This window comes from Roseateles sp. DAIF2 (genome assembly GCF_015624425.1).
Classification (GTDB): domain Bacteria; phylum Pseudomonadota; class Gammaproteobacteria; order Burkholderiales; family Burkholderiaceae_C; genus Kinneretia.
The window spans coordinates 5,875,265-5,891,608 of record NZ_CP049919.1; the positions used below are offsets into that span (position 1 = coordinate 5,875,265).

General features: G+C 69.5%; 18 protein-coding genes. 9 read left to right on the forward strand and 9 right to left on the reverse strand.

Annotated features, from left to right (window positions below; genetic code table 11):
* Positions 1-3: 3 nt before the first annotated feature.
* Both G8A07_RS27060 and thiL read right to left on the reverse strand, forming a co-directional pair.
* Positions 4-495 carry a phosphatidylglycerophosphatase A gene (locus G8A07_RS27060; RefSeq protein ID WP_249937393.1) on the reverse strand — a complete coding sequence of 164 codons (492 nt, stop codon included), beginning with the start codon at positions 493-495 and terminating at the stop codon, positions 4-6.
* Between the two features lie 98 nt (positions 496-593).
* Complete coding sequence (gene thiL / locus G8A07_RS27065) at positions 594-1,565, reverse strand: thiamine-phosphate kinase (RefSeq protein ID WP_195794994.1); 972 nt, start codon at positions 1,563-1,565, stop codon at positions 594-596.
* A 123-nt stretch (positions 1,566-1,688) separates the two neighbouring features.
* Here thiL and G8A07_RS27070 point away from each other — a divergent pair, with 123 nt between their 5' ends.
* The gene (locus tag G8A07_RS27070) at positions 1,689-2,228 is read left to right on the forward strand and encodes a hypothetical protein (RefSeq protein ID WP_195794995.1); all 540 of its coding nucleotides are present in this window, start codon (positions 1,689-1,691) and stop codon (positions 2,226-2,228) included.
* 111 nt (positions 2,229-2,339) lie between these two features.
* Complete coding sequence (locus tag G8A07_RS27075) at positions 2,340-2,738, forward strand: GNAT family N-acetyltransferase (protein ID WP_195794996.1); 399 nt, start codon at positions 2,340-2,342, stop codon at positions 2,736-2,738.
* Between the two features lie 18 nt (positions 2,739-2,756).
* Here the strand turns inward: G8A07_RS27075 and G8A07_RS27080 are convergent, their stop codons facing one another.
* Positions 2,757-3,113, reverse strand: coding sequence for a carboxymuconolactone decarboxylase family protein (locus G8A07_RS27080; RefSeq protein ID WP_195794997.1), 357 nt, complete (start codon positions 3,111-3,113; stop codon positions 2,757-2,759).
* Positions 3,114-3,350: 237 nt separating this feature from the next.
* Here G8A07_RS27080 and G8A07_RS27085 point away from each other — a divergent pair, with 237 nt between their 5' ends.
* Positions 3,351-4,730, forward strand: a complete 1,380-nt coding sequence (locus tag G8A07_RS27085) for a nuclear transport factor 2 family protein (RefSeq protein WP_195794998.1) — start codon at positions 3,351-3,353, stop codon at positions 4,728-4,730.
* 392 nt (positions 4,731-5,122) lie between these two features.
* Here G8A07_RS27085 and G8A07_RS27090 read toward each other — a convergent pair whose 3' ends face one another.
* From G8A07_RS27090 to G8A07_RS27100, 3 genes are all read right to left on the reverse strand, one after another.
* On the reverse strand, positions 5,123-5,398 hold the full coding sequence (locus tag G8A07_RS27090; RefSeq protein ID WP_195794999.1) for a hypothetical protein: 276 nt from the start codon (positions 5,396-5,398) through the stop codon (positions 5,123-5,125).
* Between the two features lie 39 nt (positions 5,399-5,437).
* A complete protein-coding gene (locus tag G8A07_RS27095; protein WP_195795000.1) occupies positions 5,438-5,953 on the reverse strand; it encodes a DUF1697 domain-containing protein in 516 nt (171 codons plus the stop codon).
* Positions 5,954-6,045: 92 nt separating this feature from the next.
* Positions 6,046-6,489: a GNAT family N-acetyltransferase gene (locus G8A07_RS27100; protein ID WP_195795001.1), complete on the reverse strand. Its 444-nt coding sequence runs from the start codon at positions 6,487-6,489 to the stop codon at positions 6,046-6,048.
* Between the two features lie 154 nt (positions 6,490-6,643).
* Between G8A07_RS27100 and G8A07_RS27105 the strand changes: the two genes are divergently transcribed.
* Positions 6,644-7,996, forward strand: coding sequence for a pitrilysin family protein (locus G8A07_RS27105; protein ID WP_249937164.1), 1,353 nt, complete (start codon positions 6,644-6,646; stop codon positions 7,994-7,996).
* Positions 7,993-8,571 (forward strand): ABC transporter, encoded by a 579-nt coding sequence (locus G8A07_RS27110; protein WP_195795002.1) that lies wholly within the window; start codon positions 7,993-7,995, stop codon positions 8,569-8,571. The genes G8A07_RS27105 and G8A07_RS27110 overlap by 4 nt, the downstream gene beginning before the upstream one ends.
* An 88-nt stretch (positions 8,572-8,659) precedes the next feature.
* Here G8A07_RS27110 and G8A07_RS27115 read toward each other — a convergent pair whose 3' ends face one another.
* The 3 genes from G8A07_RS27115 to G8A07_RS27125 form a co-directional block, all read right to left on the reverse strand.
* Positions 8,660-9,652 (reverse strand): galactose oxidase, encoded by a 993-nt coding sequence (locus tag G8A07_RS27115; RefSeq protein WP_195795003.1) that lies wholly within the window; start codon positions 9,650-9,652, stop codon positions 8,660-8,662.
* Positions 9,653-9,766: 114 nt separating this feature from the next.
* Positions 9,767-10,411 (reverse strand): response regulator transcription factor, encoded by a 645-nt coding sequence (locus G8A07_RS27120; RefSeq protein ID WP_249937165.1) that lies wholly within the window; start codon positions 10,409-10,411, stop codon positions 9,767-9,769.
* A complete protein-coding gene (locus tag G8A07_RS27125) occupies positions 10,365-12,527 on the reverse strand; it encodes a sensor histidine kinase (RefSeq protein WP_195795004.1) in 2,163 nt (720 codons plus the stop codon). The genes G8A07_RS27120 and G8A07_RS27125 overlap by 47 nt, the downstream gene beginning before the upstream one ends.
* 156 nt (positions 12,528-12,683) lie before the next feature.
* Here G8A07_RS27125 and G8A07_RS27130 point away from each other — a divergent pair, with 156 nt between their 5' ends.
* From G8A07_RS27130 to G8A07_RS28140, 4 genes are all read left to right on the forward strand, one after another.
* Positions 12,684-14,978 (forward strand): NADP-dependent malic enzyme, encoded by a 2,295-nt coding sequence (locus G8A07_RS27130; RefSeq protein WP_195795005.1) that lies wholly within the window; start codon positions 12,684-12,686, stop codon positions 14,976-14,978.
* A 350-nt stretch (positions 14,979-15,328) separates the two neighbouring features.
* Entirely contained in the window at positions 15,329-15,682 is a 354-nt protein-coding gene (locus G8A07_RS27135) for a ribonuclease domain-containing protein (RefSeq protein ID WP_195795006.1), read from the forward strand.
* Positions 15,683-15,738: 56 nt separating this feature from the next.
* Positions 15,739-16,134, forward strand: coding sequence for a barstar family protein (locus G8A07_RS27140; protein ID WP_195795007.1), 396 nt, complete (start codon positions 15,739-15,741; stop codon positions 16,132-16,134).
* 41 nt (positions 16,135-16,175) lie between these two features.
* The gene (locus G8A07_RS28140; RefSeq protein ID WP_256441088.1) at positions 16,176-16,301 is read left to right on the forward strand and encodes a hypothetical protein; all 126 of its coding nucleotides are present in this window, start codon (positions 16,176-16,178) and stop codon (positions 16,299-16,301) included.
* Positions 16,302-16,344: the final 43 nt, after the last annotated feature.

The window sequence follows — 16,344 nt, forward strand, 5'->3', positions numbered from 1 at the left end:
GCATCACCCCATCAGACTTCGCCACAGCGCGATGACCAGGAGCGTACATCCGGCGGCGACGAAATCGTCGAACAGGATGCCGAAGCCCTGGGCCCAGCCGACCGGCCGGCCGCGCTCGCCCTTGAACAGGCCATCGGCCCAGCGCACCGGGCCGGGCTTGGCCGCATCGAAGAAGCGGAACAGGCCGAAGGCGACGGCCTGGCCCAGCAGGCCCGCGGGCGTCACCAGCCACAGCACCAGCCAGAAGGCCAACACCTCGTCCCAGACGATGGAGCCCGGATCCGGCGTGCGCAGGTTGCGCGCGGTGACGGTGCAGGCCCACCAGCCCACCAGGGTGCCGCCGCCGATCAGCCAGGCCCATTGCACGTCGCCGAGCCACAGATCCAGCACCAGGAAGGCCATCCAGGCCCACAGGGTGCCGACCGTGCCCGGCGCCTTCGGCGACAGCCCGCTGCCGAAGCCCAGAGCGATCCAATGCGCCGGATGACGCAGCATGAAGCCGGCCGTGGCGCGGCGCGGGGCCAGGTCTTGCGCAGAGGCCGCGCCGCTGCCGCTGCTGTCGTTGTCCTTGTCGTTCTGGTCGTCCATCGTGCTCAGGATTTGAAATGGTCGAACGAGGCCTCGTGCCATTCCAGCAGCCGGCCTTGCGCATCGAGCAGGCGCCGCCCCGGCAGGGCCTCCATCCGGCCGATCAGGGTCACCGGCGTGGCGCTGGCCGCGGCGGCCGCGCGCACCGCGTCGCGCGCCTCGGGTGGCGCGGTGAACACCAGTTCGTAATCGTCGCCGCCGGTCAGGGTGCACAGGCGCTGCAGCGGCAGCGGCAGGCTGGCGAGCAGCTCGCTGCGCGGCAGCGCATCGACCAGCAGGGTGGCGCCGAGGCCGCCCGAGCGCTCCAGCACATGGCCCAGATCGCCCAGCAGGCCGTCGGACACATCGATCGCGCTGCTTGCGACGCCGCGCAGCGCCTGGCCCAGCGCGACGCGCGGCGTCGGGCATTCCATCGCGCGGCGCGCCTGCTGGAAGTCCGCGCCCCGCTCCAGCGCCACCGTGCCGCGAAACACCTCCAGCGCCAGGCGCGCGTCGCCCAGGCTGCCGGAGACATAGAGATCGTCGCCGGCGCGCGCGCCGCTGCGCAGCAGGGCCTGGCCGGCCGGCGCCTCGCCCATCACCGTGATGCAGATGTTCAGCGGCCCGGCCGTCGTGTCGCCGCCCACCAGCGCGATGCCATGCGCATCGGCCAGCGCGAACAGCCCATGCGCAAAGCCTTCCAGCCAGGCCGCATCGGCGCGCGGCAGCGCCAGCGCCAGGGTGAAGGCGCGCGGCGTCGCGCCGCAGGCCGCCAGGTCCGACAGGTTCACCGCCAGCGCCTTGTGGCCCAGGCGCTCGGGCGCGACGGTCGAGAGGAAATGCCGGCCCTCGACCAGCATGTCGCTGGACACCAGCCACTGCGCGCCCGGCGTCGGCTTAATGACCGCGCAGTCGTCCCCGATGCCCACCGGCACCTCGTCGGCCGGCGGCCGGCTGCGGTCCTGAAAGAAACGCTGGATCAGCTCGAATTCACCCATGGGGGGATTGTCTCAGCCTGGGTGGTGGGCAGGAGGGGGCACTGGCGATGTTCCCGACCAGGTGCGATTGACGGGAGGGACGGGCTTGCTTCCAATCGCGACTTGCGATGCCAACTGACTGACATGATGGCTGCAACCTCGATCGATAAATGTTCAGCCATTGATGCAACGAGATCAGCGAATCAAGCTCAAACAGTACTGATCCTCCCCAAGTCCACCAACATGGCGAAACTGCTTGTCCGCCTAGCTCTCGGCCTGCTTGCGACAACAGCGTTGCTTGCAATGACCGGACCTCTGGCCCTCTACTGGATCGGACTTGAGGCAGTCAAGACAATGCCGTCGCCCCCAGCGACGATGGCAACTGCCGAGCAGCAAGCAGCCATTTGGAGTGGGGTACGTGGACAGGGGGATCCCTTCATCCCAAAACTCAACCCGTACTCATTCCTCCCGTATGTGGCCAGCACAGCGCCGCAAGATCCGGGTGTGCTGATTTCGTGGCAGGTCGCCTCCACGCATTTGCTAGAGCATCGGCGCTATCGGGGCATGTTCTGGTGGCATCTCTCCGGCGCAGCACTCACGATCTGGATCACGCGAAACTGGTCCTCGGAGCAAATCTTGAGCGCGGCAAGTCGGTTCAAGGCGAGAGGTTCGGCGAGTCGCTAGCTGAAGCCGACTCGATCCCATGCTGATCGCCGCGGTCCGCGTACGCCGCTTCGACGAGGCCGACACCTGGGAGTTCATTGACGATTGAATGAGCCGCGCACATCAACTCGCATGAAGATTCGCCCCATCCAATCCACCGAGTACGAAGACGCCCGGAAGCTGCTCTCGCGCTGCGGCTGGACCCGCAAGGTCGAGGATCCCGCGATATTCGGCCAGGCGATCCGCAACTCGCAGATCGCTCTCGTCGCCGAGATCGAGGGGCGGATCGTGGGTTTCCTGCGGGCCATCACCGACGGAACTTTCAACGGCTATCTCTCGATGCTGGCCGTCGACGAGGAGTACCGTGGGCGAGGCATAGGTAGCGCCCTGGTGGCGGCCGCAACGGGCACGAACCCCGACGTCACCTGGGTACTTCGCGCGGACCGCCCCGGAGTTTCAAGGTTCTATCAGGCGCTGGGCTTCAAAGCGTCGGAGGTTGCTATGGAAAAGAAGCGCAGTCATCGGGGCTGACCGCAAGCCTGACCTCGCTCAGGGCTGTGCGGCTTGGGCTTGCCCCACCGCATCGAACAGCCGCAGCGCCAGCAGCCCATGCCCGACCGCGGCACCCGCCTTCAGGGCCGCCGCGATAAAGACGACCTCGGCGATCTCCTCGCGCGAGGCGCCGGCCTGGGATGCGTTGCGGGTGTGGACCTCGATGCAGTAAGCGCATTGGGTACTGAGCGCCACGGCCACCGAGATCAGCTCGCGGTACTTCTCCGGGATCCGGCCATCCACCCTCTCGGCCGCCGCCTTCAGGCCGAGGAAGGCGCGGCCCTCGACGGGGGCCTGCTGCAGCAAGGCGGGCGCGTATTGCAGGTCGGAGGGGTCTTGGTAGCGGGAAGCCATGGTGGTGTTGGACAACAAAGGCTTGGGAACGGTCCCGCAAGCCAAGAGGGGCCGAAACGCCGTTTGGATTCGCGCCCGGCAAGTTTTTTTTCGGAGTGCCAGCTCCAGCGATCCCGGCCTCGCACCTTCGGCAAGGCATTTCGTCCGCCATGGACGGCTTCCATCCCTTTCGTCGCCCCGCCCTTTGGCGCCATGCCTAGCATGCCGCTCGTCGCGTCATCCGATCTAGCACCACCCATGCGCCCAACCGCAACTCGCCACCATCGTCATTCGTCACGACTGCTGGCAGGCGCACTGCTATGCGTCGCTGCCGCCGCCAGCGTCCACGCAGCGACGCCGACGATCGAGCGGGTGCCGCTGGACGAACCGGCCGATCAGCAGACCTACAACTTCCAGGAGCAAGGCGACTGGCGCCTGTGGGCACGCTCGGCCGCCGGCTTCAAGGATTCCCGCATCTGGCTGCAGCAACGAAGCGGCAGCAGCCAGGGCACCTGGTCCGCGCCACGGCCGGCCCCCTTCTCGGACCCGCGCTACCGCGACTCCGATCCCTTCTTGACGGCCGACGGCAAGCGCCTGATCTTCATCTCGGACCGGCCGGCGGAACCGGGTGCTCCGGCCGCCGGCCAGCTGGACCTGTTCGAGAGTCACCGCAGCACCGACGCTGGCGGGTGGAGCGCACCGCAGCGTCTGGCCGAGGGCCTGCAGAGCCCCGCCTACGAGCTGGGGCCGGAGCTGCATGGCGGCCAGCTCTGGTTCGGCTCGCAGCGCCCAGGCGGCCCGGGCAAGCTGTCGATCTACCGCGCGGCCGGCGAGGCCGGCCCGGCCGAGGCGCTGCCCGCGCCGGTCAACGCGCCGGGCGGCAATGACAGCGATCCGACCCTGAGCCCGGACGGACGCTACCTGCTGTGGTGGAGCGGCCGCAGCGGCCGCGGCGACCTCTACCTGGCCGAGCGGGTGGGCGCGGGCTTCGGCCCCGCGCTGCGCCTGCCGGCACCGATCAACAGCGATGAGGGCTTCGAGTTCACGCCCTGGATCAGCGCCGACGGCGCCTGGCTGTACTTCGCCTCCACCCGCGCCGACAGCGGCGCCTCGGCAGGCCTGTCCCGCATCTACCGCAGCGCCTGGCCGGCCGTGCTGCAGGCCCTCGGCCCGGCGGCCCAGGCGCACAGCCAGGCCGAACTGGACGCGGCGGTGAGCCGCTTCTGGCGCGCCTTCTCGCATCCGCCGGGCCGCGGCGCCGACGTCGCCACCATGGCCGCCCTGCTGCACCCACAGGCGCGCCTGTGGGGCAGCATCGCGCAGCAGCGCGAGCGCCAGCTCGTGCTGACCTCGGCGCAGCAGCAGCATTCCTTCGCCGCGGCGCTGGAGCGCTGGGGCCAGCCCAGCCCGCGCCGCGTGCAGGAATGCGAACTCGCACGCGAGCAGCGGCGCTACGGCGCGCTGGCCTGGGTCTACAGCCGCGTGCGCACCGACGGCGAACCGGGCGAGCCGTCCTACACCGGCGTCAACAGCATGCAATGGCAGCTGGGCCCGCAGGGCTGGCAGCTGCTGTCGCTGCACTTCGCGCTGGATCTGCCGGGGGAGCCGTTGGCGGCGGAGGGGAGCTGTTTGCCGTGAGCCCTCAGGCTTAACTTTGGCTGTTTGCGCGTTGATTGATGATGCTGTGATGGCGAAGGTCTGGGCGCAGGAGGGCGGGCAGACCTGCTGCTACGTGTTCCCCCGGCCGCTTCGCGCCCTCCTCCTTAACCTCCGCATCAGGCCCGCCCACCCTCCTGCTTGGCGTTGCGTCTGGCTTTCTCCGCGAACAACTTGCGGTGGGGAAGCCGGGATGCGGGTGTGCGCAATTGCGCAGGTCAAGGAGGAGGGCCGCTCAAAGCGGCCCGGGGGACACGGAGCAATTGCGCATGCCCGCGTCCCGGCGCCACCCGGCTCTGCGTAGGGCCCATCAAGACCACGCCGGGAGTATCACAAGCCAATGAACAAAGAGCCTTAGCTTTGGACGGTGGCCCTCATTTCCTGGGCCATGAGGCCAGCCCCACGGTCAACACGAGCAGACCCAGGACCGAGGTCACGATCGCCGGCCCGTGCAAGCCGATGGCCTGATATGCCATGCCGGTAAACCAGCTCCATCTGCCGGTGAATGGCGGGTGGCTCGGTTCCAGCCACTGGACCACGCCCAGCAGCAAGCAGACCGAGCCCAGCCCGAGCCAACAGGACGCGACTTCCTTGCGGCTGGGCGAGCGTCGCCAATGTTCATGATCGGGCTGACCACGCCAGAGTTTCATCTGATCTTCTCCCTTGTCCTGTCTGTTCCAAACCCTCGACTAGGCCCACGCGCATTTGCTCACCGTATCGATGGTGCGCGTGGTGATGTCCGCCCCGAAGGTCCGCTCGATCAAGGCCATGAACGCGGAGCCCTTGGGGCCGGGCACATAGGCCGAGAAGGCCTCGGTGCCGGAGAGCTTCAGGATGCGGCCGAACTCGCGCTCGATCGGCAGTTCGGCCGCCGATTCGACGGGCCGGCGCAGAAAGATCAGCACCCGCTTTTCCTGCGGTGCGATCGAGAACTCGGCGAAAGGGTCCGCCGCGATCAGCTTCTGCAGGTATATGGCCGGCCGCACGTACGTGTCGAAGCTGTGGCCGAGCCCGGCCTGCATCGCCTTCTCGGCGCGCCGCTCGAGTGCGGCCATAGGTGACGAGCGGGCATCGAACACGACATTCCCGCTGGTGCGTAGGGTCCGGACATTCGAGAAACCGGCCGACTCGAAGCAGGCCTGCAGCGCCGGCATCTTGGCATTCACCGGACCGACTCCGCGGAGGAAGGCGACGTAACGGGGCATGGGTTGCTTGATAGAGCGAGTGAGGTGCAGCGGCCATCGAGCGACGGCCAGGCGGGGTCAGATCTTGACAGCACTGGGCTCCAAGTGCTCGCTCAACCTTCGCCGAAGGTAAAGAAGGTCACGGGTGACGGCCTGCCGCCGATGGCCTTGTAGAACTCCAGCGCATGGACATCTTCATCGTCCGCGGGCACAAAGACGACATGGATGCCCTGCGCCCCGCAATGTTCGCGCAGTGCCGCCACCAAGGCTCGACCGACGCCCTGCCCTTGGTGCCGCTCCTGCACCGCGAGGTCATAGACGAAGACTTCCGCCGCCTCGACCCGGGTCATCGGCAGGCTGTGCGCCGTGAGGCCGCCCAGCAACTCGCCGCCGGAGAAGGCCGCCATGGCCCAGAAGCCCTGGGAGGCCAGCAGCCCTTCAAGATAGCGGCGATCCAAGGGCCGTTGCGGCTCGCCGAACACGGCGGACATCAGCGCAAAAAGGCCTTGCGCAAGCGCCGCGTCTTCGGCGCCCAATCGGCGAACAAGGATTTCCATGCGGCGACGCCAGGGTTTCCAATGGATGGGGTGGCAGGGTGCTGTAGCCTAGGCCGGGAATCTAGCATCGCAGGCGCCGGATCGCCCCGGCCCCGGTTCACAGCCTTTCATCCACTGCACCGACAATCCCCCTTCCAGCACCTTCGCCTCAGCCTTGGACAAGAACCGCATCGCCCGCTCTCCGGCCACCGCGCCGCCCCTGCTCGCCACCCTGCCCAACGGGCTGCGCGTCGTCGCCATCCCGATGCCCTGGCGCGCCACGGTGTCGCTGAGCGTATTCATCCGCACCGGCAGCCTGCACGAGACGCCGGCGCGGCTGAACGGCATCAGCCATGTGGTCGAGCACATGGCCTTCAAGGGCACGGCAACGCGCGACTGCCAGCGCATCAATCTGGATGCCGAGCGGCTCGGCGCCGAGGTCAATGCGCATACCGACAAGGACCACACCGCCTTCCATATCGAGGGGCTGCCGCAGGACCTGCCGGCCTTTGTCGAGATGCTGGCCGATCTGGTGCTGAACCCGAGCTTCCCGGCCGAGGAGCTGGAGCGCGAGCGCGGCGTGATCGAGCAGGAGTTCAGCGAGTACGACGAGGACCCGGTCTCGCAGGCCTTCCAGCTGTTCGACCGCGCCTGCTTCGGCACCCTGCATCCGGCCGGGCGACCGATCATCGGCACGCGCGCCAACATCAAGCGCTTCGCGCGCGAGGAGCTGCTGGACTATGTGCAGCGCCAGTACACCGCCTGCAATGTGGTGGTGGCCGTCGCCGGGCCGCTCGGCGCGGCCGAATTCGACACCGGCTTCGTGCCACGCGTCGCGGCCGCCTTCGGCGCGATGCCGCCGGGCACGCCGAACCTGATCGAGCCGCCCGCCTGGCTGGGCGGCATGAAGACCCGCCGCATGGCCGGCAGCGGCCAATGCCAGCTGGTGCTGGGCTATGCCGCGCCGGCGCTGGCGGCGGACGATGCGCATCTGCCCCATGTGCTGGCCGCCGCGCTGCTGGGCGAGGGCATGAGCTCGCCGCTGCTGGACGAGATCCGCGAGCGCCGCGGCCTGGCCTATCACGCCGGCTGCGCGGCCGACATCCTGCCGCACAGCGGCCAGTTCGTGATCGACGCGGCCACCGCGCCCGAGCAGGCGGTGGAGCTGCTGGAGGCGGTACATGCGCTGCTGCGCCAGCTGGCCGAGGCGCCGGCGCTCGACGCCACCGCGCTGGAGCGCGCGCGCCGCCAGCTGACGATGCGCGCGCTGCGGGCCCTGGAGCAGCCGGCGCGGCGCATGGAGAACGCGGCGCTGGACCTGTTCAGCTTCGGCCACCTGCGCGAGCCGCAGGCCTGGCTGGACCGGCTGCAGGCGGTCAGCGCCGCCGAGGTGCGCGCGGTGTTCGCGCGCATGCATCAAGGCGGTGGGGCGGACGGCGGCCAGCCGGCCGCGCTGGCGCTGGCCGGCAGCGTGCCGGCCAAGGTGCGCGAGCGCGCCGCGGCGCTGTTCGTCGACGCGGCGGCATGACGATGCCGGCGGCCCTGCTGAGCCTGGAACGGCTGGACTGCCCCGGCTGCAGCAGCGGCCCGCTGAGCTTCGCGCTGCGCCCCGGCCTGAGCCTGGTGCGCGGCGGCGAGCAGCGCGGCAAGAGCAGCCTGCTGCGCCTGATCGCCGCGGCGGCCGCGGCACGGGGCCTCGGCTGCTTCCTGGCCGACCCGCTGGATCCCGCGCAAGACCCGACCCCGGCGCGCGCCTGGCTGGCCGCGTTGAGAGAGCAACAAGCGGCCGGCTGGCGCGCCGACATCGCCGCGGCCCTGGGCACGGCCTTCGCGCTGGACGAGCATCTGGATAAGGCCCTGTTCATGCTGTCGGCCGGCAGCCGGCGCAAGCTGGGCCTGGTCGCCGCCGCGGCCAGCGGCGCCGCGATCACCCTGCTGGACCAGCCCTTTGCGGCGCTGGACGGCCGCTCGGCGCGCCTGCTCGGCGAGCTGCTGGCCGAGGCGGCCGAGGGGCGCGAGCGCGCCTGGGTGCTGGCCGACTACGAGCTGCCGGCCGCGCTGGCCGGCGTGCCGCTGGCGGCGACGATCGAGCTGGGCGACTAGCCCTGCGTCACAAGCGAACGCAGGGCCGCCCCAAGTTTGCTTGACCCCCTCGGGGGGCGGGCGGGGCGCAGCCCGGCCCTGGGGGCGCTCAATACCGCAGCCGGTCCACCCGCGCACTGGTGGCCGCCAGGCCCGGCCGCGCGGCCCCGCCGATCACATAGACCCAGGGCCCCAGCACCACCGCGCCCAGGCCATGGCGGGCCTCGGGCATGCGCGTCGGCGCGCGCCAGACGCGCGCCGCGCTGTCGTAGCACTGCACCAGGTCCAGCACGCCGCCGCCCTTGTCGTCGGCATATTCACCGCCGAAGCTGCAGAGCTGCGCGCCCAGCGCCACGCTGGCATGGGCGGCCTGGGGCCGCGGCATCGCCGGCAGCGCCTGCCAGCCGGCCGCCCGCGGGTCGAAGGCATGCAGGCTGTCCACATTGGCGCCGCGCGCCGCGCGGCCGCCGGCCAGGTAGATCCGGCCGTCCGGCAGGGTGGCCGCGGCGGTGCTGCTCTTGCGCTCCGGCAGGTCCGGCAGCCAGGTGGTCCGGCCGCTGCGGGTATCGAACACCAGATGGTCGGCGCGGTCCTCATGGTCGCCCCATTGCGCATTGGCCGCGCCGCGCGGGCTGCGGCCGCCCACCAGATGCACCAGTGGCCCCACCGCGAAGGCGCTGGACTCGGTCAGCGGCCGCGGCAGGCGGCCCGCCTCGGACCAGCGCCCGGCCGCCTCGTCCAGGCGCAGCACGCGGTCGCTGGCGCACCAGTCACCGCCAGCGCAGCGCACGAAGCCGCCGAACAGATAGAGCGACTCGCCCAGGCTGAGCAGCTGGGCATGGTGGCGCGGCTCGGGCAGGTCCGGCCCCGCGCTCCAGCGCTCGCGCTGCGGGTCGAACACCTGCACCGCGGCACTGACATGGCCCTGCGCGGCCGGCAACTCGCTGCTGACGCCGCCGGCCACATAGATGCGCCCGCGATGCACGGCCGGATAGATTTCCTGCACCGCCAGCGGCAGGTCGGGCGCGCGCGACCAGGCCGGCGGCGGCGCATCGGCCCGGGCCGCCGACAGGACGGCGCCCAGGCACAGGAGGGACGTCATGAAACGGAGCAGGCGCATCGGGCGGGGTCCATCAAGCGTTGGCGAGACTCGAAGCCTAAGCGCGCCCGGGACCCTTTTCGCGCAGGGCTTTCATGCGCCCTTCATCTGCCGATTTCAATCGCGCAGCAGATTGGACAGCTCGACCGCCGACTTGACGTTCATCTTCTCGAACACGCGCGCGCGGTGGACCTCGACGGTACGCACGCTGATGTGCAGCTGGTCGGCGATCAGCTTGTTCGGCAGGCCCTGCACGACCAGGGCCATCACCTCGCGCTCGCGCTCGGTCAGGTCGGCCATGCGTTGCGCCAGCTGGCCCTCCGACTGGCGGGCCGCGATGGCCTGGGCGCTGAGCACCAGCGCCTGCTCGACGCGGTCCACCAGCGCGTTGTCGGAGAAGGGCTTCTCGACGAAGTCGTAGGCGCCGCGCTTGACCGCGGCCACCGCGGTCGGCACATCGCCATGACCGGTCAGGAAGATCACCGGCAACGCCGCGCCGACGCCGCGCTCGATCAGGCGCTCGAACAGCGCCAGCCCGCTCATGCCGGGCATGCGCACGTCCAGCAGCAGGCAGCTGGGCGCGTCGGGCCAGCCGGCGCCCTGGCCGGGGCGCTGGTCCAGCATGGCCTCGAAGGCCTCGGCGCTGGGGAAGCCCTCGGAGAGCAGGCGGCGCGAGCGCAGCAGCCAGGCCAGGGCGTCGCGCACCACCTCCTCGTCATCGACGAGGTACACCATCGGCAGCTTGGCCGTCGTCTGTTGCATCGGGATCTGTCTCCTGGACCTGCGGGGGAGCCTGCGGAACCGCCGCCAGCGGCCCGCCACCTTGCTGCGGATTATCGGCCGGCAGGGTGAAACGGAACTCGGTGCCGCGGCCCTCGGCCACCGGGCTGATGAAATCCATCGCGCCGCCATGCTGCTCGATCACGGTGCGACACAGGCTCAGGCCCAGGCCCATGCCCTCGCTGCGCGTCGTGAAGAAGGGCGTGAACAGCTGCTTGGCGACGCCCGGCGGGATGCCCGGGCCCTGGTCGATGATCGAGAAGCCGACCCAGCGCGGCCCGTTGCGGCGCACCCGCAGCAGCAGCACGCGCTCGGCCAGCGAGGTGGCCGGGTCCATCGCCTGGATGCCATTGCGGGTCAGGTTCAGCAGCACCTGCTCGACCATCGTGCGGTCGCAGCGCAGGCGCGGCGCCGGCTGCTCCAGGTCCAGGTCGATGCGCGCGCCGCTCTTGCGCGCCTGCAGCCGCACCAGCGGCAGCACCGCGTCCAGCAGCTGGTCGGCGCCGATCACCTCGCGCGCCTGCTCGCGCCGGCGCACGAAGTCGTGCACGCTCTTGATCACGCGGCCGGCCCGCTCGGCCTGCTCGGCGATGCGGGTGACGGCCTGGCGCACCATGGTCGGGGTCTGCGGGTCGTCGGCCTCGCGGGTCATCAGGTTCAGCGAGGCGGTGGCGTAGCTGGCGATCGCGGCCAGCGGCTGGTTCAGCTCATGGCTCAGCAGCGAGGCCATCTCGCCGACCGTGGCCAGGCGCGCGGTGGCCTGCAGGCGCTCCTGCTGCTGGCGCGACAGCTCCTCCATCTTGCGCTGCGCGCTGACGTCCAGCACCGCGCTCATCCAGCCGGCCTGCTGGCCCAGGGAGTTCTTCAGCGGGGCCTCGAAGATCATCACCGGGAAGCGCTCGCCGCTCTTGCGCATGAACACGGTCTCGAAGCCCTGGCGCTCCTGGCCGGCCTCCCAGCGTGCGCTGCGGCCGCGATGGCGGCGCCAGTACTCGTCGACGAACTCGGGCGGCCAGTAGGGCGGCGTCTGCGGCGGCGCGCCGCGGCCCAGCAGCTCCTCGCGGTCGAAGCCGACCAGGTTGCAGAAGGCCGGGTTCACATAGGTGATGCGCCCGTCCATGTCGCGCGCGCGCAGGCCGGTGATCAGCGAGTTCTCCATCGCCTGGCGAAAGCTCAGCGACTCGGCCAGCGCATGCTCGGCGAAGGCACGCCGGCGCCCGTCGCGCGCCAGCAGCAGCACCACCGCGAACAGCGCCAGCGACAGGCCCATCACCAGCGCGGTGGCCAGGTTCGGGATCAGCTTGGGCTGGCCGGCGGCGCTGTCGACGCGCAGCTGCAGGGTCAGGCCCGGCAAGTCGACGACGCGCTCGGCAATGTAGAAGCCGGCGCCGCGCGTCAGGCCGGTGCGCGCCAGCCGGGTGCCGTCGCCCTCGACGAAGGACATCTCGTTGCTGCGCGCCAGCTCGGGCGTGACCGATTCCTCCAGCAACTGGCGCAGGCCCACGGTGGCAACCAGGAAGGCGGAGACCTCGCCGGCGCGCAGCTGCGGCAGGCACAGGTCGATCACCTCCAGGCCCTCGCCGCCGGGCATCGGCACGAAGTAGCTGCGCGAATAGAGCTGCGAGCCATGGCGCAGCGCGGCGGCGCAGGCCAGCTCGGTCTCCAGCTGCAGCTGCTCGCGGCCGATCTGGGTGAACAGCGGCGCGGTGTAGCGCGAGTTGACGGCCTCGCGCACCTCACGGTGCTCGTCGCGCAGCTCCAGGCGCAGCAGCGGCCTGGTGCGGCGCAGCAATTCGATGGCGTCGTCGCGCCAGCGCGGGTCCTGGGCGCTCTGCCACAGCAGGCCCTGCAGGCCCTGCAGGTCGCGGCCGGCCAGCTGCTTGGCGCGCGCCGCCACCTCGGCGGCGGCCAGCTCCACCTGCTCCTGGGCCTTGGAGGCCTCGTAGCTGAGCGTCAGCAGCACCAGGAGGGTCTGAGCCACCAGCAGCAGCGACACCAGCGCGCCCCACAGCAGCGCGCGGCGCCAGCGCCGCCAGCCCTGCGGGGCGGGGGCGCGGCAGGCGGCGGGGGGGGGCGGGGGAATCGTCGAGCGGGGCATCCATGCTGGGCGCAGTATCCTGTGGGCTGGCGCCCCCCGGATGCGCAGTTTCGCGTATCCCGCGAGGCGATTCCCGGTTCACACTGTGCGGCCTGCAGCCACGGCTCCCTACAATCGCGGTCCGCCCCTGGGCGGCCCTGACCATCGATCAAGCCTATGTCCACGTCCGAAGAAAAACGCGCCCAGCTCCGTCAAGCCGCTCTCGAATATCACGAGTTCCCGACCCCGGGCAAGGTGGCGATCGCGCCGACCAAGCAGCTGATCAACCAGCGCGACCTGGCCCTGGCCTACTCGCCCGGCGTGGCGGCGGCCTGCGAGGAGATCGTCGCGGACCCGGCCAATGCCTTCCGCTACACCTCGCGCGGCAACCTGGTGGCGGTGATCACCAACGGCACCGCGGTGCTGGGCCTGGGCGACATCGGCCCGCTGGCCAGCAAGCCGGTGATGGAAGGCAAGGGCGTGCTGTTCAAGAAGTTCGCCGGCATCGATGTGTTCGACCTCGAGCTGCAGCAGAACGACCTGGACAAGCTGGTCGACGCGATCGCCGCGCTGGAGCCGACCTTCGGCGGCATCAACCTCGAGGACATCAAGGCGCCGGACTGCTTCTACGTGGAGCGCGAGCTGCGCAAGCGCATGAAGATCCCGGTCTTCCACGACGACCAGCATGGCACGGCCATCGTGGTCGGCGCGGCACTGCTGAACGGCCTGAAGGTGCAGGGCAAGGACATCAAGAAGGTCAAGCTGGTGACCTCCGGCGCCGGCGCGGCCGCGCTGGCCTGCCTGAACCTGCTGGTCAAGCTGGGCCTGCCGCGCGAGAACATCTTCGTGACCGACCTGGCCGGCGTGGTCTATGAGGGCCGCACCGAGCTGATGGATCCGGACAAGATCCAGTTCGCCCAGAAGACCGAGGCGCGCAGCCTGCGCGAGGTGATCAACGGCGCGGACGTGTTCCTGGGCCTGTCGGCCGGCGGCGTGCTGAAGGCCGACATGGTCAAGACCATGGCCGCCAAGCCGCTGATCCTGGCGCTGGCCAACCCGAACCCGGAGATCCAGCCGGAGGAGGTCAAGGCGGTGCGCGACGACGCGATCATGGCCACCGGCCGCACCGACTACCCGAACCAGGTCAACAACGTCCTGTGCTTCCCCTACATCTTCCGCGGCGCGCTGGACTGCGGCGCCACGACCATCAATGACGAGATGGAGATCGCGGCGGTGCATGCGATCGCCGAGCTGGCCCAGGCCGAGCAGAGCGAGGTGGTGGCCGCGGCCTACGCGGGCGCCACCTTGAGCTTCGGCCCCGAGTACCTGATCCCCAAGCCCTTCGACCCGCGCCTGATGATGAAGATCGCGCCGGCCGTGGCCAAGGCGGCCGAGGATTCCGGCGTCGCGCTGCGCCCGATCCAGGACTGGGACGCCTACCGCGAGAAGCTGCAGAGCTTCGTCTACGCCTCCGGCACGACGATGAAGCCGATCTTCAATGTCGCCAAGCGCGCCAAGAACAAGCGCGTCGCCTATGCCGAGGGCGAGGAGGAGCGGGTGCTGCGCGCGGTGCAGGTGGTGGTCGACGAAGGCCTGGCCCGTCCCACCCTGATCGGCCGCCCGGCCATCATCGCGCAGCGCTGCGAGCGCTTCGGCCTGCGCCTGCAGGAGGGGCGCGACTACGACACGGTCAACGTCGAGCATGACGAGCGCTACCGCGACTACTGGCAGACCTACCACCGCATGACCGAGCGCAAGGGCGTGACCCAGCAGCTCGCGAAGATCGAGATGCGGCGCCGCCTGACCCTGATCGGCTGCATGATGCTGCACAAGGGCGAGGTCGACGGCATGCTGTGCGGCACCTGGAGCAACACGGCGATGCACCTGCAGTACATCGACCAGGTGATCGGCAAGCGTCCGGGCGTCAAGAACTACGCCTGCATGAATGGCCTGATCCTGCCGGGCCGCCAGGTGATGCTGGTCGACACCCATGTCAACTACGACCCGAGCGCCGAGCAGATCGCCGAGATCACCGTGATGGCCGCCGAGGAGATGATGCGCTTCGGTCTGAAGCCCAAGGCGGCGCTGCTGTCGCACAGCAACTTCGGCTCCAGCAACTGCCCCTCGGCCGTCAAGATGCGCGATGCCCTGGGCCTGATCCAGGCCCAGGCGCCCTGGCTGGAGGTGGACGGCGAGATGCACGGCGACGCCGCGCTGGACGCCAACTACCGCGCCCAGCTGATGCCCAACTCGGCCCTGACCGGCGAGGCCAACCTGCTGGTGCTGCCGAACATCGACGCCGCCAACATCAGCTACAACCTGCTGAAGACGGCGGCCGGCGGCGGCATCGCGATCGGCCCGGTGCTACTCGGTGCGGCCAAGCCGGTGCATGTGCTGACGCCATCGGCCACCGTGCGCCGCATCGTCAACATGACCGCGCTGACGGTCGCCGACGCCAACGCCGCGCGCTGACCGACCAGGGCCGAAACCGGCCGTATACCACCGCCCCGCCCGGGGCGGTGGCGCCCGAACAACGCACCAAACACGTGCATAAAGCGCCCGCGGCGCACTGGCTTTTACAAAAGTTTGTAAGAGCTCACCAGGGCATTTCTCACCCGTGACAGCTACTGTCTACATGGCTTTCAGCAGCTGTGTGCGCACACTAACAAAGCCCTTGAACCGGCAGCAGGGCCCGGTCCCGACTTGAGATTTCCGGTCTCATTCGGTACCATCTTGCTTTCAAAGTTCAGGGTAAACCCGTGTTTTTGCTCGATCGGTCACCGGCGTGGCCATCCTGGCGCAGGCTTGGTCTGGCGGTCACCATGGTGGCGACGCTGGTCGGTGGCGCCTCGGTGCAGGCCAAACCATCGACCGATCAGACGCAGGACACGGTGGCCTTGGCGGCGCTACCGCGCGAAGCCCAGACCACGCATCGCCTGATTCTTGCCGGGGGGCCCTTCCCCTACGACAAGGACGGCACCGTGTTCGGCAATCGCGAGCGGCTGCTGCCCATCAAGGCCAGGGGCTACTACCGCGAATATACCGTCAAGACGCCGGGTGCCCGCAATCGCGGCGCGCGTCGTCTGGTCTGCGGCGGCAAGCCTCCCACCACACCCGACGCTTGTTTTTACACCGACGATCACTACAACAGCTTCAAGCGCGTCACCACGCCTTGAACCGGAGCAGTGAGCGGCGGCCAGAGTTCTTGTGACTATATAGGAGGATCGCGACCATGCTTTTGCAGACCGTCCGTCCCAATATCGTGCAGGCCATCCGGGCCTACCGCGTGGAGGACTTGATGCTCGCCGCTCAGGAGGCGGGCCATCACTTCCTCTATGCCAATCTGAGCGAGGCCCAATCGAAGCAGGACGTGCTGGAGCTGATCGCCCAGTCCTTCCTGTTCCCCGCCCATTTCGGCAAGAACCTGGACGCCTTGCACGACTGCATGACCGATCTGGTCCACAAGTCCGGCAGCCAGCCCGGCTTCGTCGTGGTGCTGGAGCAGCTGCCCGACAACATCCGCTTTGACCGCGAGGCCCGCGAGCAGCTGCTCGATGTGTTCCGCGACACGGCCGACTATTGGGCCGACCGCAAGGTCCAGTTCCGCTGTTTCTATTCTTTTCAGTAGCCCGCTCCCAAGAAAACGGGTCATGGGAGCGGGCTGCTGAGGTGGCCCCGGTTGCTGAGAAGCCTGCTGCGAAAAACAGCAAGGCAGCGGCGAACGCCAACTTCGGCATGAACATGCCGATGATGTGCAGCGCCTTCGATACCTCGATGTGGCTCAACGCCGCCTGACGGTTCGAGTCCACGAACGACCAGCAAAGGCCCCTGCGGATCG

Bases quoted from the DNA above. Each gene is read 5' to 3' on its own strand.
- G8A07_RS27135 (WP_195795006.1), top strand. From the start codon at position 15,329: ATGGTGGCGACGCTGGTCGGTGGCGCCTCGGTGCAGGCCAAACCATCG.
- G8A07_RS27095 (WP_195795000.1), bottom strand. From the start codon at position 5,953: ATGCCCCGTTACGTCGCCTTCCTCCGCGGAGTCGGTCCGGTGAATGCC.
- G8A07_RS27070 (WP_195794995.1), top strand. From the start codon at position 1,689: ATGATGGCTGCAACCTCGATCGATAAATGTTCAGCCATTGATGCAACG.
- G8A07_RS27085 (WP_195794998.1), top strand. From the start codon at position 3,351: ATGCGCCCAACCGCAACTCGCCACCATCGTCATTCGTCACGACTGCTG.
- G8A07_RS27120 (WP_249937165.1), bottom strand. From the start codon at position 10,411: ATGCAACAGACGACGGCCAAGCTGCCGATGGTGTACCTCGTCGATGAC.
- G8A07_RS27140 (WP_195795007.1), top strand. From the start codon at position 15,739: ATGCTTTTGCAGACCGTCCGTCCCAATATCGTGCAGGCCATCCGGGCC.
- G8A07_RS27125 (WP_195795004.1), bottom strand. From the start codon at position 12,527: ATGCCCCGCTCGACGATTCCCCCGCCCCCCCCCGCCGCCTGCCGCGCC.
- G8A07_RS27090 (WP_195794999.1), bottom strand. From the start codon at position 5,398: ATGAAACTCTGGCGTGGTCAGCCCGATCATGAACATTGGCGACGCTCG.
- G8A07_RS27080 (WP_195794997.1), bottom strand. From the start codon at position 3,113: ATGGCTTCCCGCTACCAAGACCCCTCCGACCTGCAATACGCGCCCGCC.
- G8A07_RS27100 (WP_195795001.1), bottom strand. From the start codon at position 6,489: ATGGAAATCCTTGTTCGCCGATTGGGCGCCGAAGACGCGGCGCTTGCG.
- G8A07_RS27115 (WP_195795003.1), bottom strand. From the start codon at position 9,652: ATGACGTCCCTCCTGTGCCTGGGCGCCGTCCTGTCGGCGGCCCGGGCC.
- G8A07_RS27110 (WP_195795002.1), top strand. From the start codon at position 7,993: ATGACGATGCCGGCGGCCCTGCTGAGCCTGGAACGGCTGGACTGCCCC.
- G8A07_RS27075 (WP_195794996.1), top strand. From the start codon at position 2,340: ATGAAGATTCGCCCCATCCAATCCACCGAGTACGAAGACGCCCGGAAG.
- G8A07_RS27060 (WP_249937393.1), bottom strand. From the start codon at position 495: ATGCTGCGTCATCCGGCGCATTGGATCGCTCTGGGCTTCGGCAGCGGG.
- G8A07_RS27130 (WP_195795005.1), top strand. From the start codon at position 12,684: ATGTCCACGTCCGAAGAAAAACGCGCCCAGCTCCGTCAAGCCGCTCTC.
- thiL (WP_195794994.1), bottom strand. From the start codon at position 1,565: ATGGGTGAATTCGAGCTGATCCAGCGTTTCTTTCAGGACCGCAGCCGG.